The 26,837-nt window shown below is 52.5% G+C and carries 23 protein-coding genes; 17 read left to right on the top strand and 6 right to left on the bottom strand.

Features of this window, described 5'->3' with window-relative positions:
* Positions 1–5 precede the first annotated feature (5 nt).
* Positions 6–995 (top strand): magnesium/cobalt transporter CorA, encoded by a 990-nt coding sequence (gene corA / locus JWZ98_RS14970; protein WP_205450697.1) that lies wholly within the window; start codon positions 6–8, stop codon positions 993–995.
* Positions 996–1,053: 58 nt separating this feature from the next.
* On the opposite strand, the gene JWZ98_RS14965 is transcribed toward corA, so the two are convergent.
* On the bottom strand, positions 1,054–1,599 hold the full coding sequence (locus JWZ98_RS14965; protein ID WP_051669613.1) for a peroxiredoxin: 546 nt from the start codon (positions 1,597–1,599) through the stop codon (positions 1,054–1,056).
* 314 nt (positions 1,600–1,913) lie between these two features.
* Between JWZ98_RS14965 and JWZ98_RS14960 the strand changes: the two genes are divergently transcribed.
* The 4 genes from JWZ98_RS14960 (at position 1,914) to JWZ98_RS14945 (ending at position 7,703) form a co-directional block, all read left to right on the top strand.
* Positions 1,914–5,177, top strand: coding sequence for an EAL domain-containing protein (locus JWZ98_RS14960; RefSeq protein WP_205450696.1), 3,264 nt, complete (start codon positions 1,914–1,916; stop codon positions 5,175–5,177).
* A 124-nt stretch (positions 5,178–5,301) separates the two neighbouring features.
* Positions 5,302–6,279 (top strand): FtsH protease activity modulator HflK, encoded by a 978-nt coding sequence (gene hflK, locus JWZ98_RS14955; protein ID WP_051669611.1) that lies wholly within the window; start codon positions 5,302–5,304, stop codon positions 6,277–6,279.
* Positions 6,276–7,241, top strand: a complete 966-nt coding sequence (hflC, locus tag JWZ98_RS14950; protein WP_033155311.1) for a protease modulator HflC — start codon at positions 6,276–6,278, stop codon at positions 7,239–7,241. Before hflK ends, hflC begins: the two co-directional genes overlap by 4 nt.
* Positions 7,242–7,346: 105 nt before the next feature.
* Positions 7,347–7,703 carry a hypothetical protein gene (locus JWZ98_RS14945; RefSeq protein ID WP_033155310.1) on the top strand — a complete coding sequence of 119 codons (357 nt, stop codon included), beginning with the start codon at positions 7,347–7,349 and terminating at the stop codon, positions 7,701–7,703.
* Between the two features lie 19 nt (positions 7,704–7,722).
* On the opposite strand, the gene JWZ98_RS14940 is transcribed toward JWZ98_RS14945, so the two are convergent.
* Genes JWZ98_RS14940 through JWZ98_RS14925 form a run of 4 tightly spaced genes read right to left on the bottom strand, consistent with a single transcriptional unit; the run spans position 7,723 to position 9,962 of the window.
* The gene (locus JWZ98_RS14940; protein ID WP_033155309.1) at positions 7,723–7,896 is read right to left on the bottom strand and encodes a rubredoxin; all 174 of its coding nucleotides are present in this window, start codon (positions 7,894–7,896) and stop codon (positions 7,723–7,725) included.
* Positions 7,897–7,913: 17 nt separating this feature from the next.
* Complete coding sequence (locus tag JWZ98_RS14935; protein ID WP_101055280.1) at positions 7,914–8,417, bottom strand: YqiA/YcfP family alpha/beta fold hydrolase; 504 nt, start codon at positions 8,415–8,417, stop codon at positions 7,914–7,916.
* 24 nt (positions 8,418–8,441) lie between these two features.
* The gene (locus JWZ98_RS14930) at positions 8,442–8,657 is read right to left on the bottom strand and encodes a DUF2905 domain-containing protein (protein WP_033155307.1); all 216 of its coding nucleotides are present in this window, start codon (positions 8,655–8,657) and stop codon (positions 8,442–8,444) included.
* 15 nt (positions 8,658–8,672) lie between these two features.
* The gene (locus tag JWZ98_RS14925) at positions 8,673–9,962 is read right to left on the bottom strand and encodes a hypothetical protein (RefSeq protein ID WP_033155306.1); all 1,290 of its coding nucleotides are present in this window, start codon (positions 9,960–9,962) and stop codon (positions 8,673–8,675) included.
* 382 nt (positions 9,963–10,344) lie between these two features.
* Here JWZ98_RS14925 and JWZ98_RS14920 point away from each other — a divergent pair, with 382 nt between their 5' ends.
* From JWZ98_RS14920 to JWZ98_RS14885, 8 genes are all read left to right on the top strand, one after another.
* Positions 10,345–12,102, top strand: a complete 1,758-nt coding sequence (locus JWZ98_RS14920) for a L,D-transpeptidase family protein (protein ID WP_205450695.1) — start codon at positions 10,345–10,347, stop codon at positions 12,100–12,102.
* Positions 12,103–12,170: 68 nt separating this feature from the next.
* The gene (locus JWZ98_RS14915; RefSeq protein ID WP_205450694.1) at positions 12,171–12,542 is read left to right on the top strand and encodes a hypothetical protein; all 372 of its coding nucleotides are present in this window, start codon (positions 12,171–12,173) and stop codon (positions 12,540–12,542) included.
* 169 nt (positions 12,543–12,711) lie between these two features.
* Positions 12,712–13,176 (top strand): SRPBCC family protein, encoded by a 465-nt coding sequence (locus JWZ98_RS14910; RefSeq protein ID WP_205450693.1) that lies wholly within the window; start codon positions 12,712–12,714, stop codon positions 13,174–13,176.
* Between the two features lie 92 nt (positions 13,177–13,268).
* Positions 13,269–13,811, top strand: coding sequence for a hypothetical protein (locus JWZ98_RS14905; protein ID WP_205450692.1), 543 nt, complete (start codon positions 13,269–13,271; stop codon positions 13,809–13,811).
* Positions 13,812–14,122: 311 nt separating this feature from the next.
* Positions 14,123–17,755 carry a pyruvate:ferredoxin (flavodoxin) oxidoreductase gene (nifJ, locus tag JWZ98_RS14900; protein ID WP_205450691.1) on the top strand — a complete coding sequence of 1,211 codons (3,633 nt, stop codon included), beginning with the start codon at positions 14,123–14,125 and terminating at the stop codon, positions 17,753–17,755.
* Positions 17,748–18,761 (top strand): dihydroorotate dehydrogenase-like protein, encoded by a 1,014-nt coding sequence (locus JWZ98_RS14895; RefSeq protein ID WP_205450690.1) that lies wholly within the window; start codon positions 17,748–17,750, stop codon positions 18,759–18,761. The genes nifJ and JWZ98_RS14895 overlap by 8 nt, the downstream gene beginning before the upstream one ends.
* Before the next feature lie 9 nt (positions 18,762–18,770).
* Positions 18,771–19,130 carry a DUF4186 domain-containing protein gene (locus JWZ98_RS14890; protein ID WP_205450689.1) on the top strand — a complete coding sequence of 120 codons (360 nt, stop codon included), beginning with the start codon at positions 18,771–18,773 and terminating at the stop codon, positions 19,128–19,130.
* A gap of 111 nt (positions 19,131–19,241) precedes the next feature.
* Positions 19,242–20,672, top strand: a complete 1,431-nt coding sequence (locus JWZ98_RS14885; RefSeq protein ID WP_205450688.1) for a glutamate--cysteine ligase — start codon at positions 19,242–19,244, stop codon at positions 20,670–20,672.
* A 148-nt stretch (positions 20,673–20,820) separates the two neighbouring features.
* On the opposite strand, the gene JWZ98_RS14880 is transcribed toward JWZ98_RS14885, so the two are convergent.
* Positions 20,821–21,177, bottom strand: a complete 357-nt coding sequence (locus tag JWZ98_RS14880) for an Imm51 family immunity protein (RefSeq protein ID WP_033155298.1) — start codon at positions 21,175–21,177, stop codon at positions 20,821–20,823.
* Between the two features lie 264 nt (positions 21,178–21,441).
* Between JWZ98_RS14880 and JWZ98_RS14875 the strand changes: the two genes are divergently transcribed.
* The 4 genes from JWZ98_RS14875 to JWZ98_RS14860 all read left to right on the top strand — a co-directional run bounded on the left by JWZ98_RS14875 (position 21,442) and on the right by JWZ98_RS14860 (position 26,823).
* Positions 21,442–22,482, top strand: a complete 1,041-nt coding sequence (locus JWZ98_RS14875; RefSeq protein ID WP_205450687.1) for a M14 family metallopeptidase — start codon at positions 21,442–21,444, stop codon at positions 22,480–22,482.
* A 102-nt stretch (positions 22,483–22,584) separates the two neighbouring features.
* Positions 22,585–23,955, top strand: coding sequence for a hypothetical protein (locus JWZ98_RS14870; protein ID WP_205450686.1), 1,371 nt, complete (start codon positions 22,585–22,587; stop codon positions 23,953–23,955).
* Positions 23,956–23,964: 9 nt separating this feature from the next.
* A complete protein-coding gene (locus JWZ98_RS14865) occupies positions 23,965–25,446 on the top strand; it encodes an N-acetylmuramoyl-L-alanine amidase (protein ID WP_205450685.1) in 1,482 nt (493 codons plus the stop codon).
* A 234-nt stretch (positions 25,447–25,680) separates the two neighbouring features.
* A complete protein-coding gene (locus tag JWZ98_RS14860; RefSeq protein ID WP_205450684.1) occupies positions 25,681–26,823 on the top strand; it encodes a response regulator in 1,143 nt (380 codons plus the stop codon).
* Positions 26,824–26,837 lie beyond the last annotated feature (14 nt).

The raw sequence follows: 26,837 nt of genomic DNA, 5'->3' as shown, positions 1-26,837 counted from the left end.
ACATTTTGAGCGAAACTATCGATAAAAACATGGTGATGCGCTGCGTGGCCTATCAAAAAGGCCTGGGTATCGGCGATGTCACCATCGAAGACATCAGCGAAGTGTTGCTGAAAGACGATACCTTTATCTGGTTGGGTCTACGCGAGGCGAATGCCGAGATATTGAGAAAAATTCAGCAGGAGTTTGGTTTGCACGATCTGGCGATTGAAGACGCTTGTGCCGCGCACCAGCGGCCGAAGATCGAGGAATACGGCGATTCCTTGTTTATCGTCCTGCATACGGCGGAATTGATCGAGAAAAAAGTGGAATTCGGCGAGACGCACATTTTTATGGGGCCGCGCTTTGTGGTCACCGTGCGCCATGGCGCGTCGCAAAGTTTGAGCAAGGTGCGCGAGCGTTGTCAGGCCATGCCGCACCAACTCAGCAAGGGGCCGGGCTTTGCCTTGTATTCGATTATGGATTTCATCGTCGATAATTACATGGTGGCGATAGCCGGCTTGCAAGACCGTTTCGATGTACTGGAATCCGCGATATTTCAATACCGGCCCAGCCGGCAAACCATGGAAGACTTATACGAGCTAAAGCGCGAATTATTGCTTTTGGAAGGGGCGATTAATCCGGTTATCGACATTTGCAACGAGTTGATGCGCTTTCATGTTGGCCTGATACATAAGGATGTCAGAGTATATTTCCGCGACATCGCCGATCACATCAAGCGCGTTGATCAGGCTATCCACGGTATGCGCGAGATGCTGCTGGCGGCGATGCAGGTGCATCTGACTTTCGAGACCGTGCGGCAAAACGAGGTGGTCAAACGCTTGGCCGGTTGGGGGGCGATTTTAGCGATACCGACTATGGTATTCAGTTGGTACGGCATGAACTTCCGGCATATGCCGGAACTGGATTGGCCCTATAGCTATCCCTTGGTAGTGGGCAGCGTGGCGGTGTGCAGCTTGGCCTTGTATTGGCGTTTGAAGCGGGCAGGATGGTTGTGAGCTACAAACCCGCTAAGAGTTGCCCGGTTGGGTGATTATTTATACGCTTGGCTTTGTATCAGTTCCCGCTCGCCTGCAATTGCTTCAGCGTTTCCGCGACCCGTTTGGCATCCAGGGCCGGGTCTACATCGTCATCGATACGGCGTATGGTTAAGTCGGGATCGACGATAAAGGTCCAGCGTTTGGCCATGTTCAATATGGGCATTTTTACGCCGTAGGTTTCGCTGACTTTGGCGTCCGCGTCAGACAATAAGGTGAAGGTCAGTTTGTGTTGCTGATGAAATGCCAACAGATCCTGGACGTCATCCGTACTGATCCCGTATACCTCGGCATTTTGTTTGCGGATCAGTTCGATGGCGTCGCGGAAAGCGCAAGCTTGCGCAGTGCATCCGGGTGTACCGGCTTTAGGATAAAAATACAAGACTGTCCAACCTTTCCCGCGCCGAGCGGCTAAACTTACTGGGTCGCCAGCGTGCGCTTGCAGTTGAAATATCGGTGCCGATTGGCCAACTTGCAGCGGAGCCGCGTTTGCTGTCATCGAAAACGTTGGTAAGGCGAGCAGCATGAAGACCAAGAGCCTGAATGTAAGAGTGTATTTTTGCATGCATGATCTCCCTTAAGGGGCTTACGACGGTGAAATACCGAATGTTTTTGTGTTTAATTATAATCGCCAGTATGCCGCAAAAAGCCGCTTACACAATGGTGAATAGGTAATCGCAGTGATTCGTTTGGATAGGCCCGACATCCATTTTCAACAGATAAGCCCCATGGTTCGGGCGTCCGGACCGAAAGCCGGAAAACTTTAGTGTTACGGTTCACCTTATATTTCACTTATATTACTCGTGGTTTTAGGCCGGTTGTTTTTAAGTTTTTGGCCGGCTGGTGTCTATTTTGGAGTTGAATAACGGAATAAGCAAAATGACGCGACCGTATTACTTTTCCCGGTTTTCTCGAATTTTGTGGCTGAATCTGGTCATGTTTGTGATTTTCGTGATCGCATTCGCGGTTTACGTGCGCGCCGAGAAGCAAATTGATCGCGCCAACGAAATCCGCTTTGCGTCACACTTGCTGGCCGATGAATTTAGGCAATCGTCCAACGATCTCTCGCATGTGGCGCGCAGTTATGTCGCGACCGGCGATCCGGTTTATAAACACTATTTTCAAGAGATTATCGACATTCGCGACGGCAAACTGCCCAGGCCCGAAAATTATCACGACATGTATTGGGACTTGGTGATCGCCAATGCTCATCCGGCGCCGCAATCAAGCACGCAGCCGGTGGCCTTGCTGGAGTTGATGCGGCAAGCCGGGTTTTCCGAGCAGGAACTGGCGAAAATGGCCGAAGCCACGACCGATTCCGCTGCACTTATCCAAATAGAGCGCACGGCGATGGACATGGTTGATTCGAATCAGGGAATGCCCGACGGCAAATGGCATCAAGCCAATCTAATGCTGCACGATGCGACTTACCATCGAGCAAAAGCGAAAGTCATGCAATCGATCATCGACGCCTTCGAATTGATAGACCTGCGCACGCAACAGAGTGTGGTTGCCAGAGCGCGTATTGCCTTTTGGTTGCGGGTGGTGTTTGTGGTGTTCGGGGTAATGTTGCTATTGACGCTTTGGCGGGCGTATCGGACTTTACACGCAATATTGGGGGCTTCGGTCGATGAATTGCACGATCAGATCGTGCGTTTGGGTAGAGGCGATTTTTCCGCCGATATTCCGGTAAGCAAGGGCATGCGCAACAGCGTGTTGGGCTGGCTGGCGGAAACGCGGGCCAGTTTGGCAAGCGTTGAAGCCGCGCGCCGCACTGCCGAGGCAAGAAATCTGCGATTGACGCAATTGTACGCCGCGCTAAGTCAATGTAATCAAGCCATCGTTCGCTGTACCAGCGAAGCCGAATTATTCCCGCAAATCTGCCGCGACGCCGTGATATTTGGCGGCATGAAAATGGCCTGGATCGGCATGCTTGACCCAAACAGCCAAACTATCAAACCGGTTGCCTGTTATGGCATCGGCATTGAGTATCTGGATGGCATTGAAATATCAATAGACGAGAACCTGCCGACCGGGTGCGGACCAACCGGTACCGCAGTCAGGGAGGACAAGCCATATTGGTGTCAGGATTTTCAACACGACCCCGCCACCATTGCCTGGCATGCGCGTGGGGCAAAATTCGATTGGCAGGCTTCCGCGGCCTTACCCTTGCATCGAAACGGCAAGCCGGCTGGGGCGTTTATGCTGTACGGCGATCAAATTAATGTGTTTGACGATGCCGCGCGCAATCTGCTGTTGGAAATGGCCATGGACATCGATCATGCCATCGGTGGCTTCGAGCGTGAGGCCGAGCGCCAGCAAGCACAGCAGATGGAAAGTTTGCGGGTGTTTATGCTGGAACGGCTCAACGGTAACCTGCAGTTGACGGATATTTTGCATGATGCGGTTACCGAACTGGAAATTATGTTGGCTGGTAGCGTTTGTTCGATTTTGCTCGTGGATGATGACGAACGTCTGCGGCTAGGCGCGGCACCTAGTCTTCCGGATTTTTACAATCAGGCGATCGATGGGCTAAAAATTGGTGCCGGAGTGGGGTCGTGCGGCAATACCGCGTACACCGGGCAAAGAACGATTGCGGAAAATCTGGCCGAGCATCCCTTTTGGCAGCCTTTTTTGCCGCTGGCAGAACGGGCCGGTTTGGCGGCATGCTGGTCGGAGCCGGTACTCTCCGCCGGTAAAAAAGTGCTGGGTACCTTTGCGATTTATCATCGTCACCCTGCCGTTCCCAGCAAACATGAATTGCGCTTGCTGGAAATGGTAGCGCATTTCGTCGCCTTGGCTATCGAACGTAAGCAGGCGGAGGAGCACATTTATTTCTTGGCCAATTACGATTCGCTCACCGGCTTGCCGAATCGCAGTCAATTGGACGATCATTTGAAATATGCATTGAGTTTGGCCAAACGGAGTAACGGCCACTTAGCTCTGATGTTTCTTGATCTCGATCATTTCAAAAATATTAACGATACCTTGGGGCATAGCGTCGGCGATGCGCTATTGGTGGAGTTAGCCAATCGGCTTTGTGCCGTGTTACGCGAAGAAGATACCGTGACCCGTTTGGGTGGCGACGAATTTATTTTCTTGTTGCCGGGCACCGATGCCGGCGGGGCGGCGAATGTCGCACAGAAGCTTCTTGATGCGATAGCCGAACCTTACCGGATTGAGGAATTCGATTTGACGATGAGCGCATCGATTGGCATAGCCTTGTATCCTAACGACGGCGAAGACCTGGAAAGCCTGTCTAAAAGCGCCGATGTGGCCATGTACCGAGTCAAAACCGATGGCCGGCACGGTTACCGCTTTTTTACACCGGAAATGCAAGCTCGCGCCCAGCGTAATCTGCAACTGGTTAATGCCTTATGCCATGCCTTGGACCGTCAACAATTGCATGTTTATTATCAACCGCAGGCTGACATTCATAGCGGGCGCGTGATCGGTGCGGAAGCTTTGTTGCGCTGGCGGCATCCCGAGTTTGGCATGGTTTCGCCGGCCGAATTCATCCCGGTGGCGGAAGATAGCGGACTGATTTTGCCTATCGGCGAGTGGGTATTGCAAACGGCGGTGCGGCAAGCGAAAACCTGCCTTGATCAGGGGGTGGGGCCTTTGATCATGGCGGTCAATCTCTCGGCTGCTCAATTTAGCCATCCGGCCTTGCCGGAGATGGTGTCGCGTATTTTGGAAGAGGAGGGCTTGCCGCCCGAATATTTAGAATTGGAATTGACCGAAGGCGTGTCGATGCAGAATCCAGAAGCGGCTATAGCGGTGATGAATAATCTGCATGAGCGCGGAGTACGCATGTCTATCGATGACTTTGGTACCGGTTATTCGTCGTTGAGTTATCTGAAAAAATTTAAAGTATACAAGTTGAAGATTGACCAATCTTTCGTGCGCGACATCAGTACTGATTCGGAAGATAAAGCCATTGTCAATGCGGTGATTAGTTTGGCCGCCAGCCTGGGTTTGCGGACCATAGCCGAAGGTGTGGAAACGGTTGAACAGCGGGAGTTTTTGCGCGAACAGGGCTGTCAGGAAATTCAAGGCTATTTATTCGCTAAGCCGATGCCCAGTGACCAATTTGAGCTGTTTTTGCGGCAAAGTGTTATCGAGTCCACCATAGCGATTTGAATAGCATACAAATTGACGAAAGGGTGGAGCGGGTCCATGCTTGTTTACTAAATTCGGTGGTGCTGGTGACTGGCAATGCCTTGCCTTGCATCTTGATTTTTCGCCGACTTAACGGAGTCAGCCCTTGAACGACGTCAATCCCCTTTTTAAAAATCTGCCCGATTCGCTGCCGATTTCGCCCTTGGCGGTTCTGATTCTCATCACGGTGCTGGTCGGCGCGAGCATGTCGTTTTATACCATTCCCGCCGAGTCAGAGGGGATTGTGTTGCGCTTTGGCGAATACATCGAAAAAGTCCCGTCCGGTTTGCATGCCAAACTGCCATTTGGCGTGGATAGCGTCATCACCGTGCCGACTCAGCGTCAGCAGAAGCTGGAGTTTGGCTTTGCCACGGCAGGTTTCACCAACCCGGATCAAATCAGTGACGAGCCCGCGTTGGAAAAATCTATGGTAACCGGCGATCTGAACTCGGCGCTGGTCGAGTGGATCGTGCAATACCGGATCACCGATCCGGAAAAATATCTATTTGTGGTCCGCGACCCCGGTGTGACTTTGCGGGATATTTCCGAAGCCGTGATGCGCGAAGTGGTTGGTGATCGCACTGTCGATGAAATCATCACCATCGGTCGACAGGAAATTGAAGAAACCGTGTTGGCGCGAGCACGCTTGTTGGCCGAGCGCTATCAATTGGGGGTGTCAATTAACCAGGTACAGCTCAAAAATGTGAATCCACCCGAGCCGGTACAGCCCTCATTCAATGAAGTGAATCGTGCTCAGCAAGATAGAGAGAATGTCATCAATTTGGCTAATGGCGAATATAACAAAGCCGTGCCGCGTGCACGTGGTGAAGCGGATCAGAAAGTTCGCGCGGCGGAAGGTTATCGTTTTAAACGAATTAACGAAGCGGAAGGGGATGTCACCGCTTTCAATCAGGTGTTGGAGCAATATCTAAAAGCGCCGGACGTGACCCGCGCGCGGATTTATCTGGAAACCATGGGCGAGGTGTTGCCGCAAGCCAGCCAGCAAATTATTGTCGATGACACGGTGCAGCAAATATTGCCGATGTTGCCGTTTCCCGGTCAGGCAGCGGGAGTAGTGAAATGAATTTATCGATAAGAAACTGGCTGTTAATCGTTGTTTCGGGGTTTTTGCTATGGCAATCGGTGTTTACCGTTGATCAAACCGAGCAAGTCATCATCACCCAGTTCGGCAAACCGGTCGGCGAGCCGATTACCAGCCCTGGTTTGCATTTCAAGATCCCGTTTACCCAGCAGATCAATAGCTTCGATAAGCGTTACCTGGCCTGGGATGGGCCGATGGTGGAAATGTCCACCAAAGATAAGACCTATGTACAGGTCGATACCTTCGCCCGCTGGCGCATCACCCAGCCCATGCAATATTACTTGCGCTTGCGCGACGAACGCAGCGCGCAATCGCGTTTGGAAGATATTTTGGGTAGCGAGACCCGCACGGCGATTGCCCGCCATGAATTGATCGAAGTGGTGCGTTCGGATAAGGATCGCAAACCCTTGCAAGACGAAAGTTTGGGGCCGTTGACCGGCGAAGGCACCATAGGGGTGCTGCGGCCGATTCGGGTGGGCCGGGCGGCAATCGAAAAAGACGTATTCGATGCGGCCGCGCCGAAATTGGCGGAGTTTGGTATCGAGCTGCTGGATGTACGTTTCAAACGCATTAATTACAACCATCAAGTGTTGGAGCGTATCCATCAACGGATGATCAGCGAACGCTTGCAAATTGCCCAGCGCTTCCGCTCGGAAGGCGAAGGCGAGGCGGCCAGAATTAACGGTAATCGGGACCGGGATCTTAACGAAATCGAATCGACGGCTTACAAGCGCGTGCAAGAAATTCAAGGGGAAGCGGATGCCAAGGCCACGGAAATTTACGCTAAGGCATACGGGCAAAAGTCCGAGTCCGCCGAGTTTTACAAGTTCTTGAAGAGCATGGAAACCTATCGCAAAGTGATAGACGGCGACGCCACCATAGTATTGTCTACCAATAGCGATTTATTTGGCTTGTTGAAGCGGGTGGAGCAAAAGAATCGTTGATAGCCGCCAAAACAGCGCTGCTGTTTGTATCGCCAATAAGCAAAAATTAAGCTACGGACGGCAAACTTTATCGCAAGCAAATAATTGTTTAACAGGAGGTTTGCGATGTTAAAAACAACAACAGTCATCGTTTTGGGTTTATTGGTTTCGTCTGCTGCGTTGGCCGACCATGAGCATTGGGGGCATCATCATGGCCACCATCATCACGGGCATTATCGGCCGATGTACCGGGAAGAAGTGGTTTATTATCAACCCGCCCCGGTCGTTGAATATGTGCCGGCTCCTCGGTATTACGCGCCACCACCGCCACCGGCTTATTACGGCTACGACCAGCGTTCGCCGCAGGGCTTGTTAGGTGGGATGGTCGGTAGTGCAATGGGCTATCAGCTCGGAAATGGCGACCCGATAGCCGCCGGCATTGGTGCCGCCGCCGGGGCTTTGCTCGGTAACGGTATGTACTGAGATTGCCTGATCGGAGCGCTCAATATTCCAGTAACTTGAAAAAACTTTTCGGCGCGCCGCAAATCGGACAGTCCCAGTCGTCGGGGATGTCCTCCCAGCGGGTGCCGGGCGCAATGCCGCTATCCGGATCGCCCTTGGCTTCGTCGTAAATGTGTTCGCATTCCTGGCAATGGTATTTTTTGTAATCGCTCATTGGATTTTCCCTGGATATTAAGCGGCGCAATCGCCGAGAAATCGCGAGAAAGCAGTCGCCATTATCGGCAATATGCTTAATAAGCGGTGGTCGGCATCCAATATATGCAGACGCGCGCGATGTTCGCGGCAGAAGCGCCAGGCGTTTTCCGGTGGTACCACATCATCTTCCCAGCCGTGAAATACCTCGATATTGGCTGTTGTTGGTTTAAACTCGGTCCGCGCGTAGCCCGGCAAATAGAATGCCGGCGCGATCAAAAACAAGCCCTTCGGCTTGATGATTTCCGCCGCGACGGTCGAAACATAAGCACCCATGCTGGAGCCCACCAGCACTATCGTTTCATGTCCCGATACATCCAGCGCTAACAGCTGTTGTACCCGCCAGTCCGGATCGTTGCTGGCTTGATAATCCGGGCTGATAAATTCAAACCCTTGCCGTTTGGCGACCTCCGCCAATGCCAAGGGTTTTTCGCCCCAGGGAATACTGTCCTTGCCGTGGTTGTATATCACCAGTTTGCTCATGATTTTTTCTCGCTGTGCGAAAGCTTATTTTCTGAAAAATAAATTGGCCAGTAACGTGATCAGCACGCTGGCCACAATCATCGATGTAATCGGTATAAACACGAAGCTGTTTTTATTCTGAATCCGAATGTCCCCAGGCAGCTTGCCGAACCAATTCAGCAACCATGGGGCATAATTAAGAATCAAGCCGATCACCAGGATGGCCGCGCCGATAACGATTAGTGCTTTGCCGGGTTCCATCTCTTTTCCTGTGCGTTATGGCACTACCACCACCTGCGCGAAACCGCCGCCCGGCGTGCGAAAGTTGGTGGTTTGGCCTTGGTAGAGGCGGGCGCAGAGCAATTGGGTTTGGCCTTGATAGACATAGTGGCGCAAATCCAGTTTTAGCTCGCCGGCATCCAGATGCCGTTCGCTGGGTTTTACCAGCGTCTGCGCGACATAATCGTGTTGCAAAATATCCTCGAAAACGCGCCGGGTCAATTTATCGCCGCGATACGCCGCTTTACTGCCATAGCCTCTGGCGGGTTTGAAAAACAGCTGCTTACGTTCGGCCCAGAACTGATCGGCATTTTGCGCATCAACCAGCACCGTGCTGGCAATACCTTCTCGCAATAGTATTCGGGTGCGCTCATCGACGCCGATTGTACGCAGAAACTCGTCGTTGCTTAGCCAAACCAGATTCCTTTTGTCGGCATACAGCGCATGATTTCTGGGGTGCGGCGTCAGCACGGCCGCACCAGCTAAATAGGCTTCCCGTAAAGTCCGGCATTCCAGCGATTCCAAGCCAAAGTCGGTCAAGCGGTTATAAACCAGATCGATTTGCAGATCACCGTGCCAAAGTGCGCCGTCGTCATAGCGCAAGGCCCTGGGGTCGCAGACTACGGTTTTGATTTTATGTTGTTCGAACAACTGTTTAAACAACAGAAACTCCGGCCACAAGTATTGATTTTCTGGGTCTTCATCGACAATGGCAATGCTGCGCAGCGGCGCCAAGCCACGCTCCGCGCGCCACTCCCGGTAAAACATGTCGATAAATAAGGTTTCGGCTGGCCGAGTATCCTGCCCAGGCAATTTAAGTGAGCCAGGCTGCTGGTTGCCGGCGATTTCGCAACAGCTGTTTTGCGCGCGAATCAATAATGCATTAATCATCGCGCCGCCGGCATTGGAATTGATTTCGATTAGTTTTGGGCCGTCAGCGCTCAAATGAAAGTCGTAGCCTAGAAATACGCCATGGGCTTTGGCTAAAAACCGCGCCGCGTCCGGTGCGTATGTAAGTACCTGTTGTTGATACGCCGGTAGTGCAATCACCCGTTCCAGTGCAGCGATGATTGCCAATTGTTGATCCAGGCAAGCTTGATCGATAAACACCGCAGACTCGGCAAACAAATTCGGCCGTTCCTCCGCAATCATCCGATACAAATCGCCGTTTCCGTCCAGCTTGTTCAGTTCGCGACGTAGCGCTGTGCGATTTAGCGACGAGCAGCGGCAATCGCTATTCAGCTGTCTGGCGTTAGGGGTTTGCTCAGGTTCTGGATGGGGATGCATGAAAACGATAGGCGTGGATGGGTGCTGAAACAGAATTTACGCGGCTATTCTAGCGCGATACGCCTGTCCGTTAATCGGTAAATTCTTATACAGATATCTGCTAAATCGGCAAAAATCATTTACAAACAGGCGGTTGAGCTTATTTTGTTAGCTAGCGTACATGCTGATCGACATGTTCTGAACAGCTTGATCCAAACTTGTGAAACTTGAGCCTGCACGGTATTTTGCCGATAGCAACATCACTTTAGCCGAAACTTTTTAGGGTGCGGCAATGATCGGAGAACTGTATGGCATTAAGCCTTTTTCATAAGGCAAAACTAGAACTTGAGCCCGTATTTTGTCAATATGGCAACCTTTGTCCGAATTTGAACTTGCAAAAATCATGACCCAGCAAGCCGTATCAAGCAGTAATCAAACAACATGGCGCAATTTTCCACCGTATCTGCTGACGGTACTGATGCTGTTGTATGTTTTTTCGCAATCCGCCAGCAGCCAGAGCCCGGAGCCTTCCGTAGGGCAAGCCATACAATCGTTACTAGCCGGCAAACAGCAGCCTTTACTGGCGCAAGCGGATTTTTCGCAGTATAGCGATGCTCTGAAGCAGTTGTATCAGATGAATGCCAACCAGCTGATTTGGCTGGGCGAAGGTCGGGCCGCGAAAAATCGCGAAGACGCTTTGAGTCTGTTAAGCAATGCCAAAGTCGATGGTTTAAATCCGGACGTTTACGAAGTCGAGCGTTTGCGCGGCTACATACAACAAGCCGCTGCGCTGCCACACACTGCAACGACGCAGTTGGTCTCTTACGACGTGGCTTTGTCGATAGCATTGGTGCATTACGCGCATGATCTGCATATTGGCCGGGTTGATCCGCGCGACTTCAATTATCCCCCACAGTTTGCCGCCAAATCGGCAAGCGAGGTGGCGGTATCGCTGAACCAACATATTCAACAACAATCCCTTGCCGAACTGCCGGCGGCGCTGGCGCCAAAACTCAAGCAATATCAGCAGTTAAAGACTTTGTTGGCGGCTTATCGACAGCAAAATACTGGGGCGCAGAAGCCAAAACTACTTTTGGCGAAATCGTTGCGCCCAGGCGAGCAAGACGCGCAATTGCCCGAGTTACGCCGGCGTCTGTTGGAGTTGGGTGTGTTGAAAGCGGAAGACGTTGTCGGTGCCGGCAACACGGAAACACTTTACGATGCGGCCGCGACGGAAGCAGTGCAACGCTTACAGCAGCAACAAGGCTTAAAAGCCGATGGGGTGATCGGTAAGCAAACCCTGGCCTTATTGAATCAAACGCCGGCCGAAAAAATTGCGATGCTTGAATTAGCCATGGAGCGTTTGCGTTGGATGCCGGAGTTGCCGGAAGGGCCGAGGATATTTGTGAATATTCCGGCGTTTCAGTTATGGGCTTTCAATTCTCGCGACGATCAACAGCCTTTGACGATGAAAGTCATCGTCGGCAAAGCCGAGCAAAATCAGACGCCGGTACTCTGGGAGGACATGAAATATCTGGAATTCATGCCGTATTGGAATATCCCGAAAAGCATTATGGACAAGGAAATGCTGCCCAAGCTAGTGAGCGATGAAGAGTTTCTGGCGAATCAGGATATAGAGTTGGTGGGACGTGACGCCGACGACGATGAAGAGGAAAATCAGGACAGCATCGTCGACGAAATCAAGAGCGGGCGGGTGCGCGCCAGACAACGCCCCGGCAGTAACAATCCCTTGGGGCGGGTGAAATTTATTTTCCCGAACAAGGCCGATGTGTATTTGCATGATACGCCGGGCAAAGCGGCGTTTAACCGGGATCGCCGCGATCTCAGCCACGGCTGCGTTAGAGTGGCGGAAGCTGGAAAGCTGGCGGAATTTGTGCTCGGCGACCAAAGCGAGTGGGATCAGCAAACCATACAGCAGGCCATGGCCGGGCCTAAAACCCAGCGAGTCACTCTGAAAAAATCGATACCGGTGTTATTTTTTTATACCACTGTTTTTGTGGGTCTTGATGATAAACCGCGCTTTTACCCGGACATTTATGGTCAAGATGAATTGTTGCAGACTGCTTTGAGCAAGGCCGCCGATCCGAGCGCTAAGCAGCAGTTAGTCAGTAAAACTGTGAATAGTGCTGGCGGCGGTTAACAGGATTCAGTTTTGCCTGTTTTGGATTATGCTGTTAGTTGGCGTGTTGTTTTTTAGGAGACAGGGGTATGACGCAAGCAAAAATAGTAAACCAAGCTGTGGCCGAGAAAGTTAAGAAGTCGCCAACGCGCAAAGGCAAGAAAGGCAGAATGGCGCCGCCAACCAATGGCGAGATTCTGGTCAAAGGTGTGGTGATGGGCATCGTTATTTCCGGGTTGACGCACGCCAGCAAAAGCATCACGCGAGCGCTGATCCGCCACCCGCTCGCTTTATTCTCAGGTGGTTTGCTGGCGGGGTATCTGGCGCATAAACATCGCAAAGACATCATCGTGCTGGGTGGTCGCACCGCCGAGGAAAGCCGGAATTTCGTGTTGAGACAGCGCGAAAACCTCGGCGATCTAATCGCGGAAATTAAGGAAGAAAGCGGAAAGACTAAATAGTCATCGGTTTATTTGGGTTTATCCGATCTGTTGTTTCACCTATGGGCGAGTTGATTTCCGGACTTGTGCATCCGCGTGACTGCGCTGCATAAGCAGCACTACCGCAAAAAAAAATTTACGGTAGATTGCTGACTATCGCAGTAGTTCGGCATCGTTATCCGCAATTAATATGAAAATTTATCACATCCACCGGCAGCAACGCTTGGCGCTTAGTCAGCAGCAGGCGTGGGATTTCTTCTCGTCTCCGCACTATCTAAATCAAATTACGCCTGAGTTTTTTCATGTCGATATTACTTCGCCGGTGCCCGAGGATATTTACCCGGGCTTGCTGATTCGATATCGGATGAAGGCTGTGTTTGGTGTGCCCATGTCCTGGTTATCGGAAGTCAGTCACTGCGATAAGCCGAATCGGTTTGTCTATCAGCAGGCGGTCGGTCCTTTCGGATTCTGGAGCCATGAGGTTTGCCTAAGCAATTGCGAAGAGGGCGTCGTTCTGGAAGACATCGTGTTTTATACGATGCCCTTAGGTTGGCTGGGACAATTGCTACATGGGTTTATCGGCTACAAGTTGCAGCGTATTTTCGATACGCGCCGCGATTATCTGCAAGCAAAGTGGGGTGTTGGCGAGCCGTAGTGTATTAAATCGGGCATCGGTTTGGCAGTTGACTTTTTTTATCCGCAGGCATCTAATCAAGACCCTGCACATTCAACCTGAAGGAGACGAATATGGCTCAAGACAAAGGTTATTTGGATCAGTCCGGCAATCAAGTGGTTGGTATCGTTAAAAATCTGGACCGCGATGTCGAACGCGGTGAAGATACGGTGATGTTGGGTTATGGTTTGGTGTTGCTGGCGCCGGCTTTCGCCCCCTTGTTGCCGCCCAGTATTCTGTTACCGCTGATGGCTATTGCCTTTGCGGTATCGGCCACCGCGGCGCGTCTGCATTTTTACAAAATGGCTCGTAAGCTTTCGGTTTCCTTGGCGGAGCTGGAAAGCCGGGATAAACACACGTTTAAGCCGATAACGGACGTATTTGCCGAGCATCCCCAGCAAACGCTGGCTGTCGCTTTTAACCCATTAAAAAATTTGCAACGCACCGGGAAAAGCATACTTGGTGGCTTGATGATCAACCCGTTTTGGGGGCCGATTTTTTATATGTTGGGTGTGCAGTTCGTCGAGGACAAACAATTGGTGGTGTTAAATAAGGCAGTGATTGAAGTCGAAGATAAAGTGATGCCTATCGTACTGCGCGACGACTGGTCTGAATAAACTAAGGAACTGCGAGTTTTAGGTGGCCGATAAGCTGCCGGGGGAGGATTAACAAGCTTGAATTTATGGGTTAGGGGCTATTGTTTTCGCAGGCAGCCATTGTCCAAAAGTACAGTTATACACAGAAGTTGTGGATAAACTTGTGATCAAATCGTGAGCAAACCAGCCAATCGCCCGTCCTGTTTGGGACATCTTTAAATTGACTAAAAATTAGTCAGGCATTTTTTGACTATGCTTAGAGCATCTTAGAAAAACAGCCGCCGGCACTTGCCCGGCGGCTCCCCCGTTTTATTTCCTGAAAAGGTTATTCCATGCAAAAGCAAACCCTCACCATCGACGGCAATCAGGCTGCGGCCAGTATTGCCTACAAACTCAATGAAGTGATTGCGATTTACCCCATCACCCCGTCCTCGGCGATGGGTGAATGGGCTGACGAATGGGCGTCTCGCGATCAACCCAATCTTTGGGGTACTGTGCCCCGCGTGGTCGAACTGCAAAGCGAGGCCGGCGCGGCTGGCACCATTCATGGCGCGCTGCAAGCCGGTACCTTGGCCACCACCTTCACTGCCTCGCAAGGCTTATTGTTGATGCTGCCGAATATGTACAAAATCGCCGGCGAACTGAGCCCGACCGTGTTTCATATTGCCGCCCGCTCGCTGGCTTGTCAGGGCCTGTCTATCTTCGGCGATCACAGCGATGTGATGTCGGCGCGGATGACGGGCTACGCCATGTTGTGTTCCAATTCGCCGCAAGAAGTGCAGGATTTGGCCTTGGTGGCACATGCCGTGGCCTTACAAAGCCGCATACCGTTCATGCATTTTTTCGACGGTTTCCGCACCTCGCACGAGGTCGCCAAAATTGTTGAGATTGACGACGGCGTCATCCGGGCGATGATAGACGACAACTGGGTTAGCGAGCATCGCGGCCGAGCTTTGACCCCGGATAATCCGGTGCTGCGCGGTACTGCGCAAAATCCGGATGTGTATTTCCAGGGCCGGGAATCGGTCAACCCTTACTACGCTGCGTTGCCGGAGATTGCGCAACAAACCATGGACCGGCTCGCTGGTTTGACCGGTCGCCAATATCGCTTGTTCGAATACGTCGGTTCGCCGCAAGCCGAGCGGGTGATAGTAATTATGGGGTCCGGCGCCGAGGCAGTCGAAGAAACCCTGGACTATCTGAATCGCCAGGGAGAAGCGGTTGGTTTGTTGAAAGTGCGCTTGTTCCGGCCGTTCGCGCCGGAGCGTTTGATCGAAGCCTTGCCGGCCAGCTGTCGAAAAATCGCAGTACTGGATCGCACCAAGGAACCGGGCGCCGACGGTGAGCCTTTGTACAAAGACGTCTTGGGGGCAGTGGCGCAAGCCTTCAGCGACGGCGAAAAATTCACCAGCCTGCCCAAAGTGGTGGGTGGTCGTTACGGCTTGTCATCCAAAGAGTTCACGCCGGGTATGATCAAGGCGGTTTACGACGAACTGAAAAACGATAAACCGAAAAATCACTTCACGGTCGGCATCAACGACGATGTCAGCCACACTAGCTTAGATTGGAACCCCGCTTACCGCACCGATACCCACGATCAAACCTTTCAGGCCATGTTTTACGGTTTGGGTAGCGACGGCACCGTTGGCGCGAACAAAAACACCATCAAAATCATCGGCGAAGAAACCGATTTATTTGCCCAGGGTTATTTCGTTTACGACTCGAAAAAATCCGGCGCGATTACCGTTTCGCATCTGCGCTTTGGACCAAAGCCGATTCGTTCCACGTATTTGATCGGCGAGAACGACGCGCAATTTATCGGCTGTCATCAAACCGTATTTCTGGAACGATACGACATGCTGGTCAACGCCGCCGACAAAGCGGTGTTTCTATTAAACAGCCCCGCGTCACCTGATGAAGTTTGGGAAACCTTGCCGCGCAAGATGCAGCAGCAAATGCTGGATAAGAAAATCAGGTTTTATCTGATCGACGGTAATGCGGTCGCGGAAAAATCCGGGATGGGTAAACGCATCAACACCATCATGCAGACTTGTTTTTTCGCGATTTCCGGGGTGTTACCGCAGGAACAGGCGATTGCCGCGATTAAGCACGCTGTCGAAAAAACCTATGGCAAAAAAGGCCAGCGCATCGTCGATTTAAACTTCAAAGCCATCGACGAAACCCTGGCCGGCTTGCGGCATGTGCCGCTACCGAAACAAGCCGACAGCGGTTTCGATATTGCCGCGTTGATCGCCGATAGCGCACCCGAATTTATTCGTCGCGTCACCGGTGAAATCATCGCTGGCCGTGGCGACGCCTTGCCGGTGAGCGCGATGCCGGTCGATGGGACCTTCCCGACCGGCACCGCTGCCTACGAAAAACGCAATCTGGCGCTAGAGATTCCGGTCTGGGAAACCGATTTGTGTACCCAATGTGGCAAATGCCCGATGGTGTGCCCGCATGCGGCGATTCGCAGCAAAATCGTGCCTAACGAAGCCCTGAGCAATGCGCCCGAAACCTTCAAGCATGCGGCGATGCTGGGTAAGGATTTTCCTGCCGGCCTGTCGATTAGTTATCAGGTGGCGCCGGAAGACTGCACCGGCTGCGGTTTGTGCGTGGATATTTGTCCGATCCGCGATAAATCCAACGCTAGTCGCAAGGCTTTGAATATGCAACCGCAAGCGCCGCTGCGCGAACCGGAAAGCCAAAACTGGGATTACTTCTTGTCCTTGCCGGAATATGACCGCCGTTTGCTAAAAAACAACACCATAAAAGGTTCGATGGTATTACAGCCTTTGTTTGAATTCTCCGGCGCCTGTGTGGGCTGCGGCGAAACCCCTTATGTGAAACTGGCGTCGCAGCTGTTCGGAGATCGGATGGTGGTAGCCAACGCCACCGGTTGCTCGTCGATATACGGCGGCAATCTGCCGACTACGCCCTGGACCAAGAACCCAGAGGGCAGGGGGCCGGCCTGGAATAATTCCTTATTCGAAGACAATGCCGAGTTCGGTTTAGGCATGCGGGTGGCGATCGATAAGCAAGCCGAGCATGCGGCCGAATTGCTGGTGTCGCTGCGGGAAACCTTGGGCGGCGAATTGGTCGATGCGATTTTACAAGCCGACCAATCCGATGAAGCCGGTCTTTACGAACAACGCCAACGCGTCGCTGAATTAAAGCAGCATTTACCCTCTTTGAAGCAACCCGCTGCCCAGGCCTTGTTACCGTTAGCCGATTATCTCTGCAAGAAAAGCGTCTGGATCATCGGCGGGGACGGCTGGGCTTACGATATTGGTTACGGCGGTCTGGATCACGTATTGGCTAGCGGCCGTAACGTCAATATCCTGGTGTTGGATACGGAAGTGTATTCCAACACCGGCGGTCAGACCTCCAAATCTACACCGCTGGGTGCGGTGGCTAAATTTGCGGCCGGTGGTAAGGCCACCGCGAAAAAAGACCTGGCTTTGCTGGCCATGGATTACGGTAATGTCTATGTCGCCCATGTGGCCTACGCCGGCAAGGACACGCAAACCTTGAATGCCTTCCTGGAAGCGGAAGCCCACAATGGCCCTTCCATCATCATCGCTTACGCGCCTTGCATTGCCCATGGTGTGGATTTGTCCAATAATCATAGACAGCAAAATCTGGCGGTGAAAAGCGGGCATTGGCCTTTGTTTAGATTCAATCCCGGCCGCATTCAGCAAGGCAAGAATCCGATGCAACTGGATTCCGCGGAACCGTCGGTGCTGCTACGCGAGTTTGTGATGAGTGAAACCCGCTTCAGCATGCTCTGGCAAAGTCATCCCGATCACGCCGAAGCGTTTTTGAAACAGGCGCAGCAGGACGTCAAAAACCGTTACCGCTATTATCAACAACTGGCCGCGCTGGAATGGAGCGATGCCACCAGCGTCGCGGCCGCCAAAGCCGCACTGAAAGCCGATCTTGCCCAGGAGAGCCAACATGGTTGATTTAACGACAAATTATTTGGGCCTGAAACTGGCGCATCCCCTGGTACCGTCGGCGTCACCGCTGAGCAAGGATTTGGATAGTGCCCGTCGGTTGGAAGATGCGGGGGCTGCGGCTTTAGTGATGTATTCATTATTCGAAGAAAAAATCGAAGCCGAACAGCAACAGATGGAACGATTTTTTTACGGCCAGGGTATCGGTTACGGCGAGGCCGATTCCTTTCATCCTGTGCCGGACCATATTTTGACTTACCAGGAACAATATCTGGAACATCTGCAACGCTTGAAAAGTAGTTTGCATATTCCGGTGATCGCCAGCCTGAACGGCATTTCCCAGGGCGGCTGGATCGAATACGGCCAAGCCTTGCAACAAGCCGGGGCCGATGCGCTGGAACTGAATATCTACCATCTGGCGGCCAATGCCGATGAAAGCAGCGAAACGGTGGAAAACCGCTATCTGGATATTCTGCGCGAGTTAAAAAGCCGGGTGAGCGTGCCGCTGACCCTGAAACTTGGTCCGCAATTCAGTTCGCCGATTCATTTCGCACAACGCCTGGAAGCGGCCGGCGCCGATGGTATTGCGATATTCAACCGGTTCTATCAACCGGATATTGATTTGGAAACGCTGGAAGTGGTGCCGAAACTTCAATTGTCCACGCAAGCCGAAGCCTTGTTGCGTATCCGCTGGACCGCCTTGCTATATGGTCGCGTGAAATTGTCCTTGGCGGTCACCGGCGGTTTTCACCACAGCGCGGATGTGATCAAAGCCTTGCTGGCCGGCGCGGACGTGGTGCATCTGTGCAGCGTATTGCTGGCGCAAGGTGTGGGCAAACTCAGCGAAATCCGCGCGGAACTGGAACAATGGCTGATCGAACACGAATACGATTCCATCAGCCAGTTAAAAGGCAGCGTCAGCCAGCAACACGCCATTGACCCCAGTGCCTATGAGCGTGCCAATTACATCCATGTATTGGATAGTTACACGCCCTCTGCGGGCGTGTTGAGATAGCCTGAAGCCGTGCGGGATTTGGATGAACTATTCGCCGGCTTGGCTAAATCCAGGTTCCGCAGCCAGTTTCGCTTGAATGCCAAAGACCGGGATTATTTGCGCAACAAGGGCCTGGAAACGGTATTGAACCATGCCCGAGACTTTGTTGAAAAACGCTTGGCTGCTGCAGAGCCGCGCAATGACGGTAAACAAACCCCATTTCGCGGCCATCCGGTGTTTGTGGCGCAACACGCCACCGCTTGCTGCTGCCGGGGGTGCCTGGAAAAATGGCATAAAATTCCGCAAGGCAGGGAGTTGAGTGACGCCGAACAAACCTATGTTTGTAAGGTGTTGGAGCGGTGGTTAAGGATTGCTGTTACCGATATTTAGTCAGCCAGATAACCGCAGATCTGTAATCCGCATAAATGGATTAAATTCGTGCTTTAGCTGCAATGGTCTTACTATTCCCTGCTGTTCCGCCGGACTACGAGCGCAAATGTCATGGGTCAAGAAATTCATGCCGCAATCTACCAAGATGCCGACTTTCGGCGTTTCCGCCAGTGCCTAGCCGCAGAAACCGAACTGCTCGGCCGGCTGATTAAAAATCGCGCTTGTTCGGAAGCCGAGCCGGTGGCTGGTTTTGAAATCGAAGCTTGGCTGCTGGACGACAACATGCGGCCGGCACCGATGAATCAGGCCTATCTGCACTCTTTTGCCCACCCTATGGCCGGGCCGGAACTGGCCAAATTTAACATCGAACTGAACACGCTACCGCTGGCGCTGACCGGCGACATATTCAGCCGCATGCATCAGGATTTGCAAAACGCCTGGCAGCAAGCCGAACAGCATGCCCGGCAACGGGATTTGCATTTATTGGCGATAGGCACCTTGCCAACCTTGCAGCAAAGCGATCTGCATCTGGGCAATATGTCGGACATGAATCGCTACCGGGCCTTGAATCAACAGATTTTGCGCTGCCGAGGCCGGCCGATTGTGCTGGATATATGCGGGCATGACCATCTGAAAATAGAGCATCACGATGTGATGCTGGAGGCCGCCACCACTTCGTTTCAATTGCATATCCAATGTCCTTTGAACATTGCCCATCACGTTTACAACGCGGCTATCATTGCTTCGGCGGCGATAGTGGCGTTGGCTGCCAACGCGCCGTTTTTGTTTGGTAAGGATTTGTGGGCGGAAACCCGTATTCCCTTGTTCGAGCAAGCCATTGCCACCGGCGGCTATGCCGGCGCGGCGGACGGCCCGTTGCACAGGGTCAGTTTTGGCTCCGATTTTGCCCGGCATTCGATTCTGGAATGCTTTGTAGAAAACCAGCAGCATTTTCCGGTTCTGCTGCCGGAGTATTTCGACGATGCGCCGGAAGCGTTTCAACACTTACGCCTGCATAACGGCACGATCTGGCGCTGGAACCGGCCGCTGGTGGGTTTTGATGCCGACGGCACCCCGCATATCCGCATCGAACACCGTACGCCTGCCGCCGGGCCGACCGTATTGGACATGATTGCCAACGCCGCCTTTTATTATGGACTGGTGAAAAATCTGGCCGACGAACGGCAAGCGGGCGGGGCGGAGTTATCCTTCGCCCAAGCCAAGGATAATTTTTATCAAGCGGCGCGGCATGGTTTGGACAGCCATGTCGTCTGGTTTGGGGAACGTAAACTAAGGTTGGCGGCGCTGATCGAGCAGGAGCTAGTGCCGCGTGCCGTTCAGGGCTTGCAGGCTTTGGGCATCTGCACTGCTGATTGTGAGAATTATCTGGATGTGATTCGCCAGCGCCTAGCCAATCAACAGACCGGCAGCCACTGGCAGCGGCGGTTTATCAAGGAAAATCCGGGCGAATTTGCGGAGCTGACGCGGGTTTATTTGCAGCGGCAGCGGAGCGAGGAAGCGGTTGCCGGGTGGGGGATATGAATAAGCACAACATCATTGTTCCCACGCTCCGGCGTGGGAACGGGGTTGCACGACGCTCCAGCGTCCCGATGTGCACCGCTGGAGCGGTGCGGGCTACATTCCCACGCTGGAGCGTGGGAATGATAAACAACTGTTCTACGCCAACCGATCAATCAAGTTCAGCCCGTGACAGCAGATCTCGAAGTACCTCTTCGTTGTTAAAGGCCAATGACATTGCTTTTCCGAGACGTTCCAGCGCGGAACGTGATCCTTGTGCGGAAAACATTCCCGCCTCCGGATCGAAATCGAGCTCATCTTGTAAATCGGGCAGTTGTTCGAATAGTATGACTTGAGCAATTGAGTTCCAGTCGTAACCGTTGCCATTCCAGCCTTCGTCAGCCCGCTCTTCGAATACATGCAATTTCTCAACCATATCCTGGTCGGAAAGTATTAGAGACCGGTATTCTCCCGAGTCCAGAAGAATGAACGGCGCATAGGTAGTCTTGTCTGTATTGTCTTTATCCATAAGGACCTCGGGATGTAAATTTAGTGAAATGTAGCGGGTGCGTAGATCGGAAATGCCATTCGCCTTTGCCCTGAGGATACTGAGTTTAACGAAGGGCCAGCCACCTCAGGCTTCGACGAGCTCAGCCCTAACGGGGCACCAGAGATAAATAGGGCCGGGTTAATAAGGCTGTGGCCGGGTAAGCATAGGTGGTTTTCCCGGTTTCATTTATGTCAGCCTGAAAATAACGATAGAATCGCTCCAAGCAAATCAGTTAAATTCGTTATGCCACAGATTTCACGCGCCAATTGCATCCCCAAACAATTCGACAGCCTGCCAAACGGTTTGCTGGATATTTCGGTTAATAACCTACACACCCTAATCGCCGAACCAACACTATTCCACCTCCCCGGCAAACGCCCGGAAACGTTATTCGTCTCGGTGCTGCTGCACGGCAACGAATTCACCGGCTTTCTGGCAGTACAAAAGCTGCTGCAAAAATATCACGGCCAAAGCTTGCCGCGCGGCTTGACGCTGTTTTTCGGTAATACCCAGGCGGCGCGTTTTAACCTAAGACGGCTGGATGGCCAGCCGGATTTCAACCGCATCTGGCCCGGCACAGCGCTACCCGAGTCGCCGGAGACGGTTTGGGCGGCGCAGATCTGCCAGATTATGCGTGAACGCAAGGTGTTTGCCAGTGTGGATGTGCATAACAATACCGGCCTGAATCCGCATTACGCCTGCATCAACAAATTGGATAAGGATTTTCTGCATCTGGGTGCGCTGTTCGGCCGTTTGCTGGTGTATTTCACCCATCCCAAGGGTACCCAATCCAGCGCCTTTGCCGAGTTTTGCCCGGCGGTGACCTTGGAATGCGGCCGTCCCGGCCAGCCGCACGGTACCGAACATGCTTTTCAATTTCTGGACAGTTGCCTGCACTTGCATGAATTTCCGGCCCAACCAGTCGCGAAGCAGGATGTGGATATTTATCACACGGTGGCGCAAGTGACTGTTGCCGAAAATGTCCGTTATAGCTTTAGCGATGCCACTGCCGATCTGCTTCTTGATCCGGAATTGGAAAGTCTGAATTTCACGGAGATTCCGGCCGGTACGGTGTTGGGCACAACCGACTGCGCCAGGATGCCCTTGATTGCCAAAGACAACGACGGTAAGCCGGTTACGGAGCAATTCCTGACTGTTACGGATGGCCAAGTGCAAATCACTCGGCAAACAATGCCGTCCATGCTAACGCTGGACGCACGAGTCATCCGCCAGGACTGTTTGTGTTATTTGATGGAGCGTTTGGCTGTGGAGACTGGCATTTGAGTTTGTGCTGCTGCTGGATCGGCAGAGCCAAAATCCTGGACGCCGCCTTTGCGGGAATGTTAGATTCATTCGGCCGCAACGGCCTTCCAAAGGAGAAGAATAATGTTGAAGTCACTCGACGTGTTACTGGGTTTATCGGTGGTGATGTTGATCGTCAGCATGGCGGTGACCTTAATCAGTCAGGGCATTTTGAATTTACTGGCCAGCCGCGGCCGCAATCTGCGCACCGGTTTGGCCGACTTGCTGGAATTGTTGGATGCCCGCTTTTCCCGAACCGAGGCCGAGGCCATCGCCGCCTTAACCCTGACGCAACGGACTATCGGCGGCCGCTGTCGCTGCCGACTGCCAGCGTGGTTGCAATTTTTTCAGTTCGGCGAAGTGATCCATCGCGAAGAATTTATCAAGATTTTGCTGGATTTAGCGGCTGGCTACGATGTGTCGATCAAAACGGAATTTGAACAGATCAAAGCCAGGCTAGCCAATAAAACCATCAATGTTGGCCAGGCCACGGAAGCGTTGGAAAGCAAACTCCTGGAATATCCGCTGTTTTTTAAGCGCCTGGATATTGAAGCTTTGCTTGCCAAGATCAAAAAAGAAAAGGCCGAAACCAAAAAACAACAGTTTCAGCAGTTGGAGAAAATCGTCGCCGGACAAATCGATCTGCTGGACAAGTTGAAATCGGTATTGCACGACAATGGTATCGAAGATCCGGCCGCTACCTTAAAAAATGCGCGGATGCTGGCGCTGGAATTTGAAAAATCCAACCCGGAACTGGCGCACGACGTGCGTGAGGCTAATGCCTTGCTACAAGAAGCATCCAGCGATTTTCTGGCGAAAATTTGTTTGAATTTCGACCATTTGCTTGACCGGGTCAGCGTCAGATTTACCGCCACCACCCGCGTAGTCAGCGTGATCAGCGCCGCCCTGGTAGCGATTGCGTTGCAGTTGGACACCGTGTATTTGATCAATCGGCTGTCTATGGACGAGCAAATGCGCGCGACTTTTGTGGCATTGGCCCCTTCGCTAACCGAAGATCCGCAACTAAAGGATGCAGTTGAACCAGCCGCTGCCAAAGCTAGCGGAGAGCAGGATACCGAGACCTCGGCTGACGAGACTGTTACAGCCAAAGAAGGCATCGATCAGGAAAAGCAAAAGTATTATCTGAATTTTCTAGCTCAACAGGGCTTGATCAGTTTGCCGGTTGACCGGGATGCTTGGTGTAAGCATTGGAAGCTGGTGAGTATTCCCGGTTTGATTTTGTCGATTTTTCTACTGAGTCTGGGCGGGCCGTTTTGGTATAACGCATTGAGTAAGCTGGTGCAATTGCGCTCCGGCCTTGCCCGCAAGGATGATGAGCAGAAAGCAATCCGCCAAACCACGCAGACTGCGGGCGGCGAACCTCAAACCCCCGGCACTTTGCCGGCATCCAATCCGTTACACGGCGAACGTGGCGATCTGAAGGCGCAGGGCTGAGGAGGCCGTATGGAAAAGCAATGGATAGGCTGCGCGCCGGGTAATTTTCGGACCGGCCGCCCGGCAGGCTTCAAACCGGAAATTATAGTTTTGCATACGACTGATGGCAGCTTGACGAATGCCGCTATGTGCTACAACAAGCCGGGCACGTTGCAGTCTGTGCATTACGCCATCGGCAACAATGGAGAGATTCATCAATACGTCCAGGAAGCCGACACGGCATTTCATGCCGGTTTGGTGGTCAATCCGGCTGCCGAATTTATCAAGCAGCGGCCCAACACCAATCCCAATTTTTTCTCGATTGGTGTTGCCTTAGAAGTGTCGGTGCTTGGCCCGCCTACGGCCATGCAATTAGCGGCATGCTCGAAATTAATCAGGGAAATTGCCGACCGCTGGCATATCACCGTCGATGCGGATCATGTGTTGTCGCATAGCGCGATTCGCGCCTCGGTAAACTGTCCCGCTGCCAATGTCGATATTGCCCAGCTGATTGCCACTGCGGTGCCGGATCCGGCAGCCAATTTGGTGGCAGGCAAGCAAATCGGTTTGCTGAGTAAAGTAAATCTCCGCAGTCGCGCATCTGTCAGTGCACCGGTGCTGCGCGTCTTGGATGCCGGCAGTAAAGTCGAGGTTGTCAGCTTTACGGCGGGTGATGTGGTGTCCGGCAACGGCTATTGGTATCAGGATAAAGACAATTGTTTTTTCTGGTCGGGGGCCACAGATCGGCCCAATCCGCGGGTATTGCTAACGCCGAACGAAGACGAGGCGAGTACCGATACTATGCTGCTCCGTGACCAAGCTGCCGCTGCGGTTGCCGGTTTGCAGATCAATCGCTCCCGATTCCGCTTGCCGGCTGGGCAGTTTTTTCCCGAGCGGCCGAAAAAAGATCTCATTGTTTTGCACTTCACGGCGGGTTCGTCTGCCAAGTCGGCGTTTGATACCTGGATCGGCGATGCCCAACATATTGCCGCAGCTTATCTGGTGGATGTCGACGGCACGGTCTATGAAGTGTTCGATCCGACGCAATGGGCTTATCATCTGGGGGTGAAGGGATTTAACGGCCGGCTGGATCAACGCTCAATAGCGATAGAAATTGCCAATGTGGGGCCATTGCGGCCGGCGCCGGATAATCCGGAAGTCTTGAATTGGTGGCCGCCGCGTCGGGGCCAAACCCAGTTATTCGGTACTCGATACTGCGACAAAACCCAAACCGATAAATATAGGCAAACCAGCTATCGGGGCGAGCAGTATTTCGCTACTTTTCCCGCGCAGCAGGTGCAGGCGATTCGCTTGCTGCTGAACGATTTATGCGGGCGATTTTCCATACCGAAAACCTTGCCTCCCAAAGCCAAGCAATTTGAACGCGATCTGGATTTTTTTCAGAGCTATTCCGGTATCGCCAGTCATGTGAATTTTCGCAGCGATAAATGGGATATAGGCCCAGCCTTCGATTGGGCGGCGTTGGCTATTGCCAATGCGCACGGCGCCTGATTCGCGCTTGTATACGCCAATCCCGCTGGTGATCAGGTATTTTTGGCGCCTTATCACAAGCTTATTCTCACAACCGATGCGGCCGTCACAGTTCTGCCCGGCCGCCGGCATGAATGTTCGCTGCGGCTGTTAAGATGGTTTAACTAAGCGGTCGGGCAATTTTGGCTCGGACCGCTATGCTTATTTGGCACACGCTATCGCCTCACCCGCAAATCCAGCAACCCAGGAAATATCATGCCCGAAAAACCGTTCTGTATTTTTGTAGTGGATGACGATGCTCTGTTGCGTTTGGTCATAACCGACCAATTGCAGGGGCATGGCTATCAACTCCACGAGTTTGCCAATGGCGAGGAATGTTTGGCCGCCATGGATTTGGCCCCCAATCTGATTTTGTTGGATATTGAAATGCCGGGCCTTAGCGGTATCGAGGTATGTCGGCAGATTCGCGCTGACGGCAATGACGATGTGCAGGTCATGTTTGTGTCTGCCCACGACGATCTGGAGATTTTGCTGACCGCGTTCGATGCCGGCGGTAACGATTTTATTCCGAAAAACGCCAAAAAAGACGTGCTGCTGCGCAAGGTCGATTTGGCCATCGAAGCCGAGCAGCAAAAACGGCAACTGCAATCGCAACTGTCTTACGCACAAAAAACCGCATTTACCGCTATGTCCAGTTTGGGCGAAACCGGCACGGTATTGCAGTTCTTACGCTCATCGTTTCAATGCGTGACGTTTCAGCAATTGGGTAGTTTGTTAATCGAGACTTTGCAGCAATACGATCTAAACGGTTTGGTGAAATTGACCGATACCGTGAACGAATACGACTTTAGTCCGGAAACAATCTGTACGCCGCTCGAAGCCTCCATCCTTACCTACGTGGCTAAGTTGGGCCGGATTTATCAGGCCGGTGATCGCTTGGTGTTTAATTTTCCGCACGTGACGCTCTTGGTGACCGGCCTGGATACCGACGATCCGGATGCGATCGGCCGCTTGCGCGATCATCTGGCGATACTTGCCGAAGGTGCCGGTGCCCGTATCGAAGCGATGATCAGCGAACAACAACGTCTACAGGAAGCGAATGCCCGCCTGGAAGGCGTGAGAGAGTTGACCGATTTATTGATCGAGATCGAGGCCAATCAACAAAGTAATCACTCGCAGATGGTGAATTTAGCCGAACAGCACAAAATGAACATGGAAAGCGCCTTTATTCATTTGGGGTTGACCGATAGCCAGGAATTTTTGCTGAACGGTTACGTGGACGAACTCACTTCGCAAATGGACAACTTGTTCGAGAACGATAACAAGCTGGCCTTGCGGCTGAACCAAATTGTCGAAAAACAAAAAGCCTTGCTGTTATCGGCCCAAGATAGCCGCTAAATACCCGTCCGAAT

The organism is Methylomonas sp. EFPC1, assembly GCF_016925515.1.
Lineage (GTDB): Bacteria > Pseudomonadota > Gammaproteobacteria > Methylococcales > Methylomonadaceae > Methylomonas > Methylomonas defluvii.
Note: the sequence above shows the minus strand (reverse complement) of the source record. Positions and strands in the feature narration are given on the sequence as shown.

Excerpts from the sequence above, each read along its gene's own strand:
- hflC (WP_033155311.1), top strand. The coding sequence starts at position 6,276 with ATGAATTTATCGATAAGAAACTGGCTGTTAATCGTTGTTTCGGGGTTT.
- JWZ98_RS14945 (WP_033155310.1), top strand. The coding sequence starts at position 7,347 with ATGTTAAAAACAACAACAGTCATCGTTTTGGGTTTATTGGTTTCGTCT.
- JWZ98_RS14915 (WP_205450694.1), top strand. The coding sequence starts at position 12,171 with ATGACGCAAGCAAAAATAGTAAACCAAGCTGTGGCCGAGAAAGTTAAG.
- JWZ98_RS14895 (WP_205450690.1), top strand. The coding sequence starts at position 17,748 with ATGGTTGATTTAACGACAAATTATTTGGGCCTGAAACTGGCGCATCCC.
- JWZ98_RS14865 (WP_205450685.1), top strand. The coding sequence starts at position 23,965 with ATGGAAAAGCAATGGATAGGCTGCGCGCCGGGTAATTTTCGGACCGGC.
- JWZ98_RS14935 (WP_101055280.1), bottom strand. The coding sequence starts at position 8,417 with ATGAGCAAACTGGTGATATACAACCACGGCAAGGACAGTATTCCCTGG.
- JWZ98_RS14930 (WP_033155307.1), bottom strand. The coding sequence starts at position 8,657 with ATGGAACCCGGCAAAGCACTAATCGTTATCGGCGCGGCCATCCTGGTG.
- JWZ98_RS14910 (WP_205450693.1), top strand. The coding sequence starts at position 12,712 with ATGAAAATTTATCACATCCACCGGCAGCAACGCTTGGCGCTTAGTCAG.
- JWZ98_RS14925 (WP_033155306.1), bottom strand. The coding sequence starts at position 9,962 with ATGCATCCCCATCCAGAACCTGAGCAAACCCCTAACGCCAGACAGCTG.
- JWZ98_RS14885 (WP_205450688.1), top strand. The coding sequence starts at position 19,242 with ATGGGTCAAGAAATTCATGCCGCAATCTACCAAGATGCCGACTTTCGG.
- JWZ98_RS14875 (WP_205450687.1), top strand. The coding sequence starts at position 21,442 with ATGCCACAGATTTCACGCGCCAATTGCATCCCCAAACAATTCGACAGC.
- JWZ98_RS14960 (WP_205450696.1), top strand. The coding sequence starts at position 1,914 with ATGACGCGACCGTATTACTTTTCCCGGTTTTCTCGAATTTTGTGGCTG.
- nifJ (WP_205450691.1), top strand. The coding sequence starts at position 14,123 with ATGCAAAAGCAAACCCTCACCATCGACGGCAATCAGGCTGCGGCCAGT.
- JWZ98_RS14920 (WP_205450695.1), top strand. The coding sequence starts at position 10,345 with ATGACCCAGCAAGCCGTATCAAGCAGTAATCAAACAACATGGCGCAAT.
- JWZ98_RS14860 (WP_205450684.1), top strand. The coding sequence starts at position 25,681 with ATGCCCGAAAAACCGTTCTGTATTTTTGTAGTGGATGACGATGCTCTG.
- JWZ98_RS14940 (WP_033155309.1), bottom strand. The coding sequence starts at position 7,896 with ATGAGCGATTACAAAAAATACCATTGCCAGGAATGCGAACACATTTAC.
- JWZ98_RS14870 (WP_205450686.1), top strand. The coding sequence starts at position 22,585 with ATGTTGAAGTCACTCGACGTGTTACTGGGTTTATCGGTGGTGATGTTG.
- JWZ98_RS14880 (WP_033155298.1), bottom strand. The coding sequence starts at position 21,177 with ATGGATAAAGACAATACAGACAAGACTACCTATGCGCCGTTCATTCTT.
- JWZ98_RS14905 (WP_205450692.1), top strand. The coding sequence starts at position 13,269 with ATGGCTCAAGACAAAGGTTATTTGGATCAGTCCGGCAATCAAGTGGTT.
- JWZ98_RS14965 (WP_051669613.1), bottom strand. The coding sequence starts at position 1,599 with ATGCAAAAATACACTCTTACATTCAGGCTCTTGGTCTTCATGCTGCTC.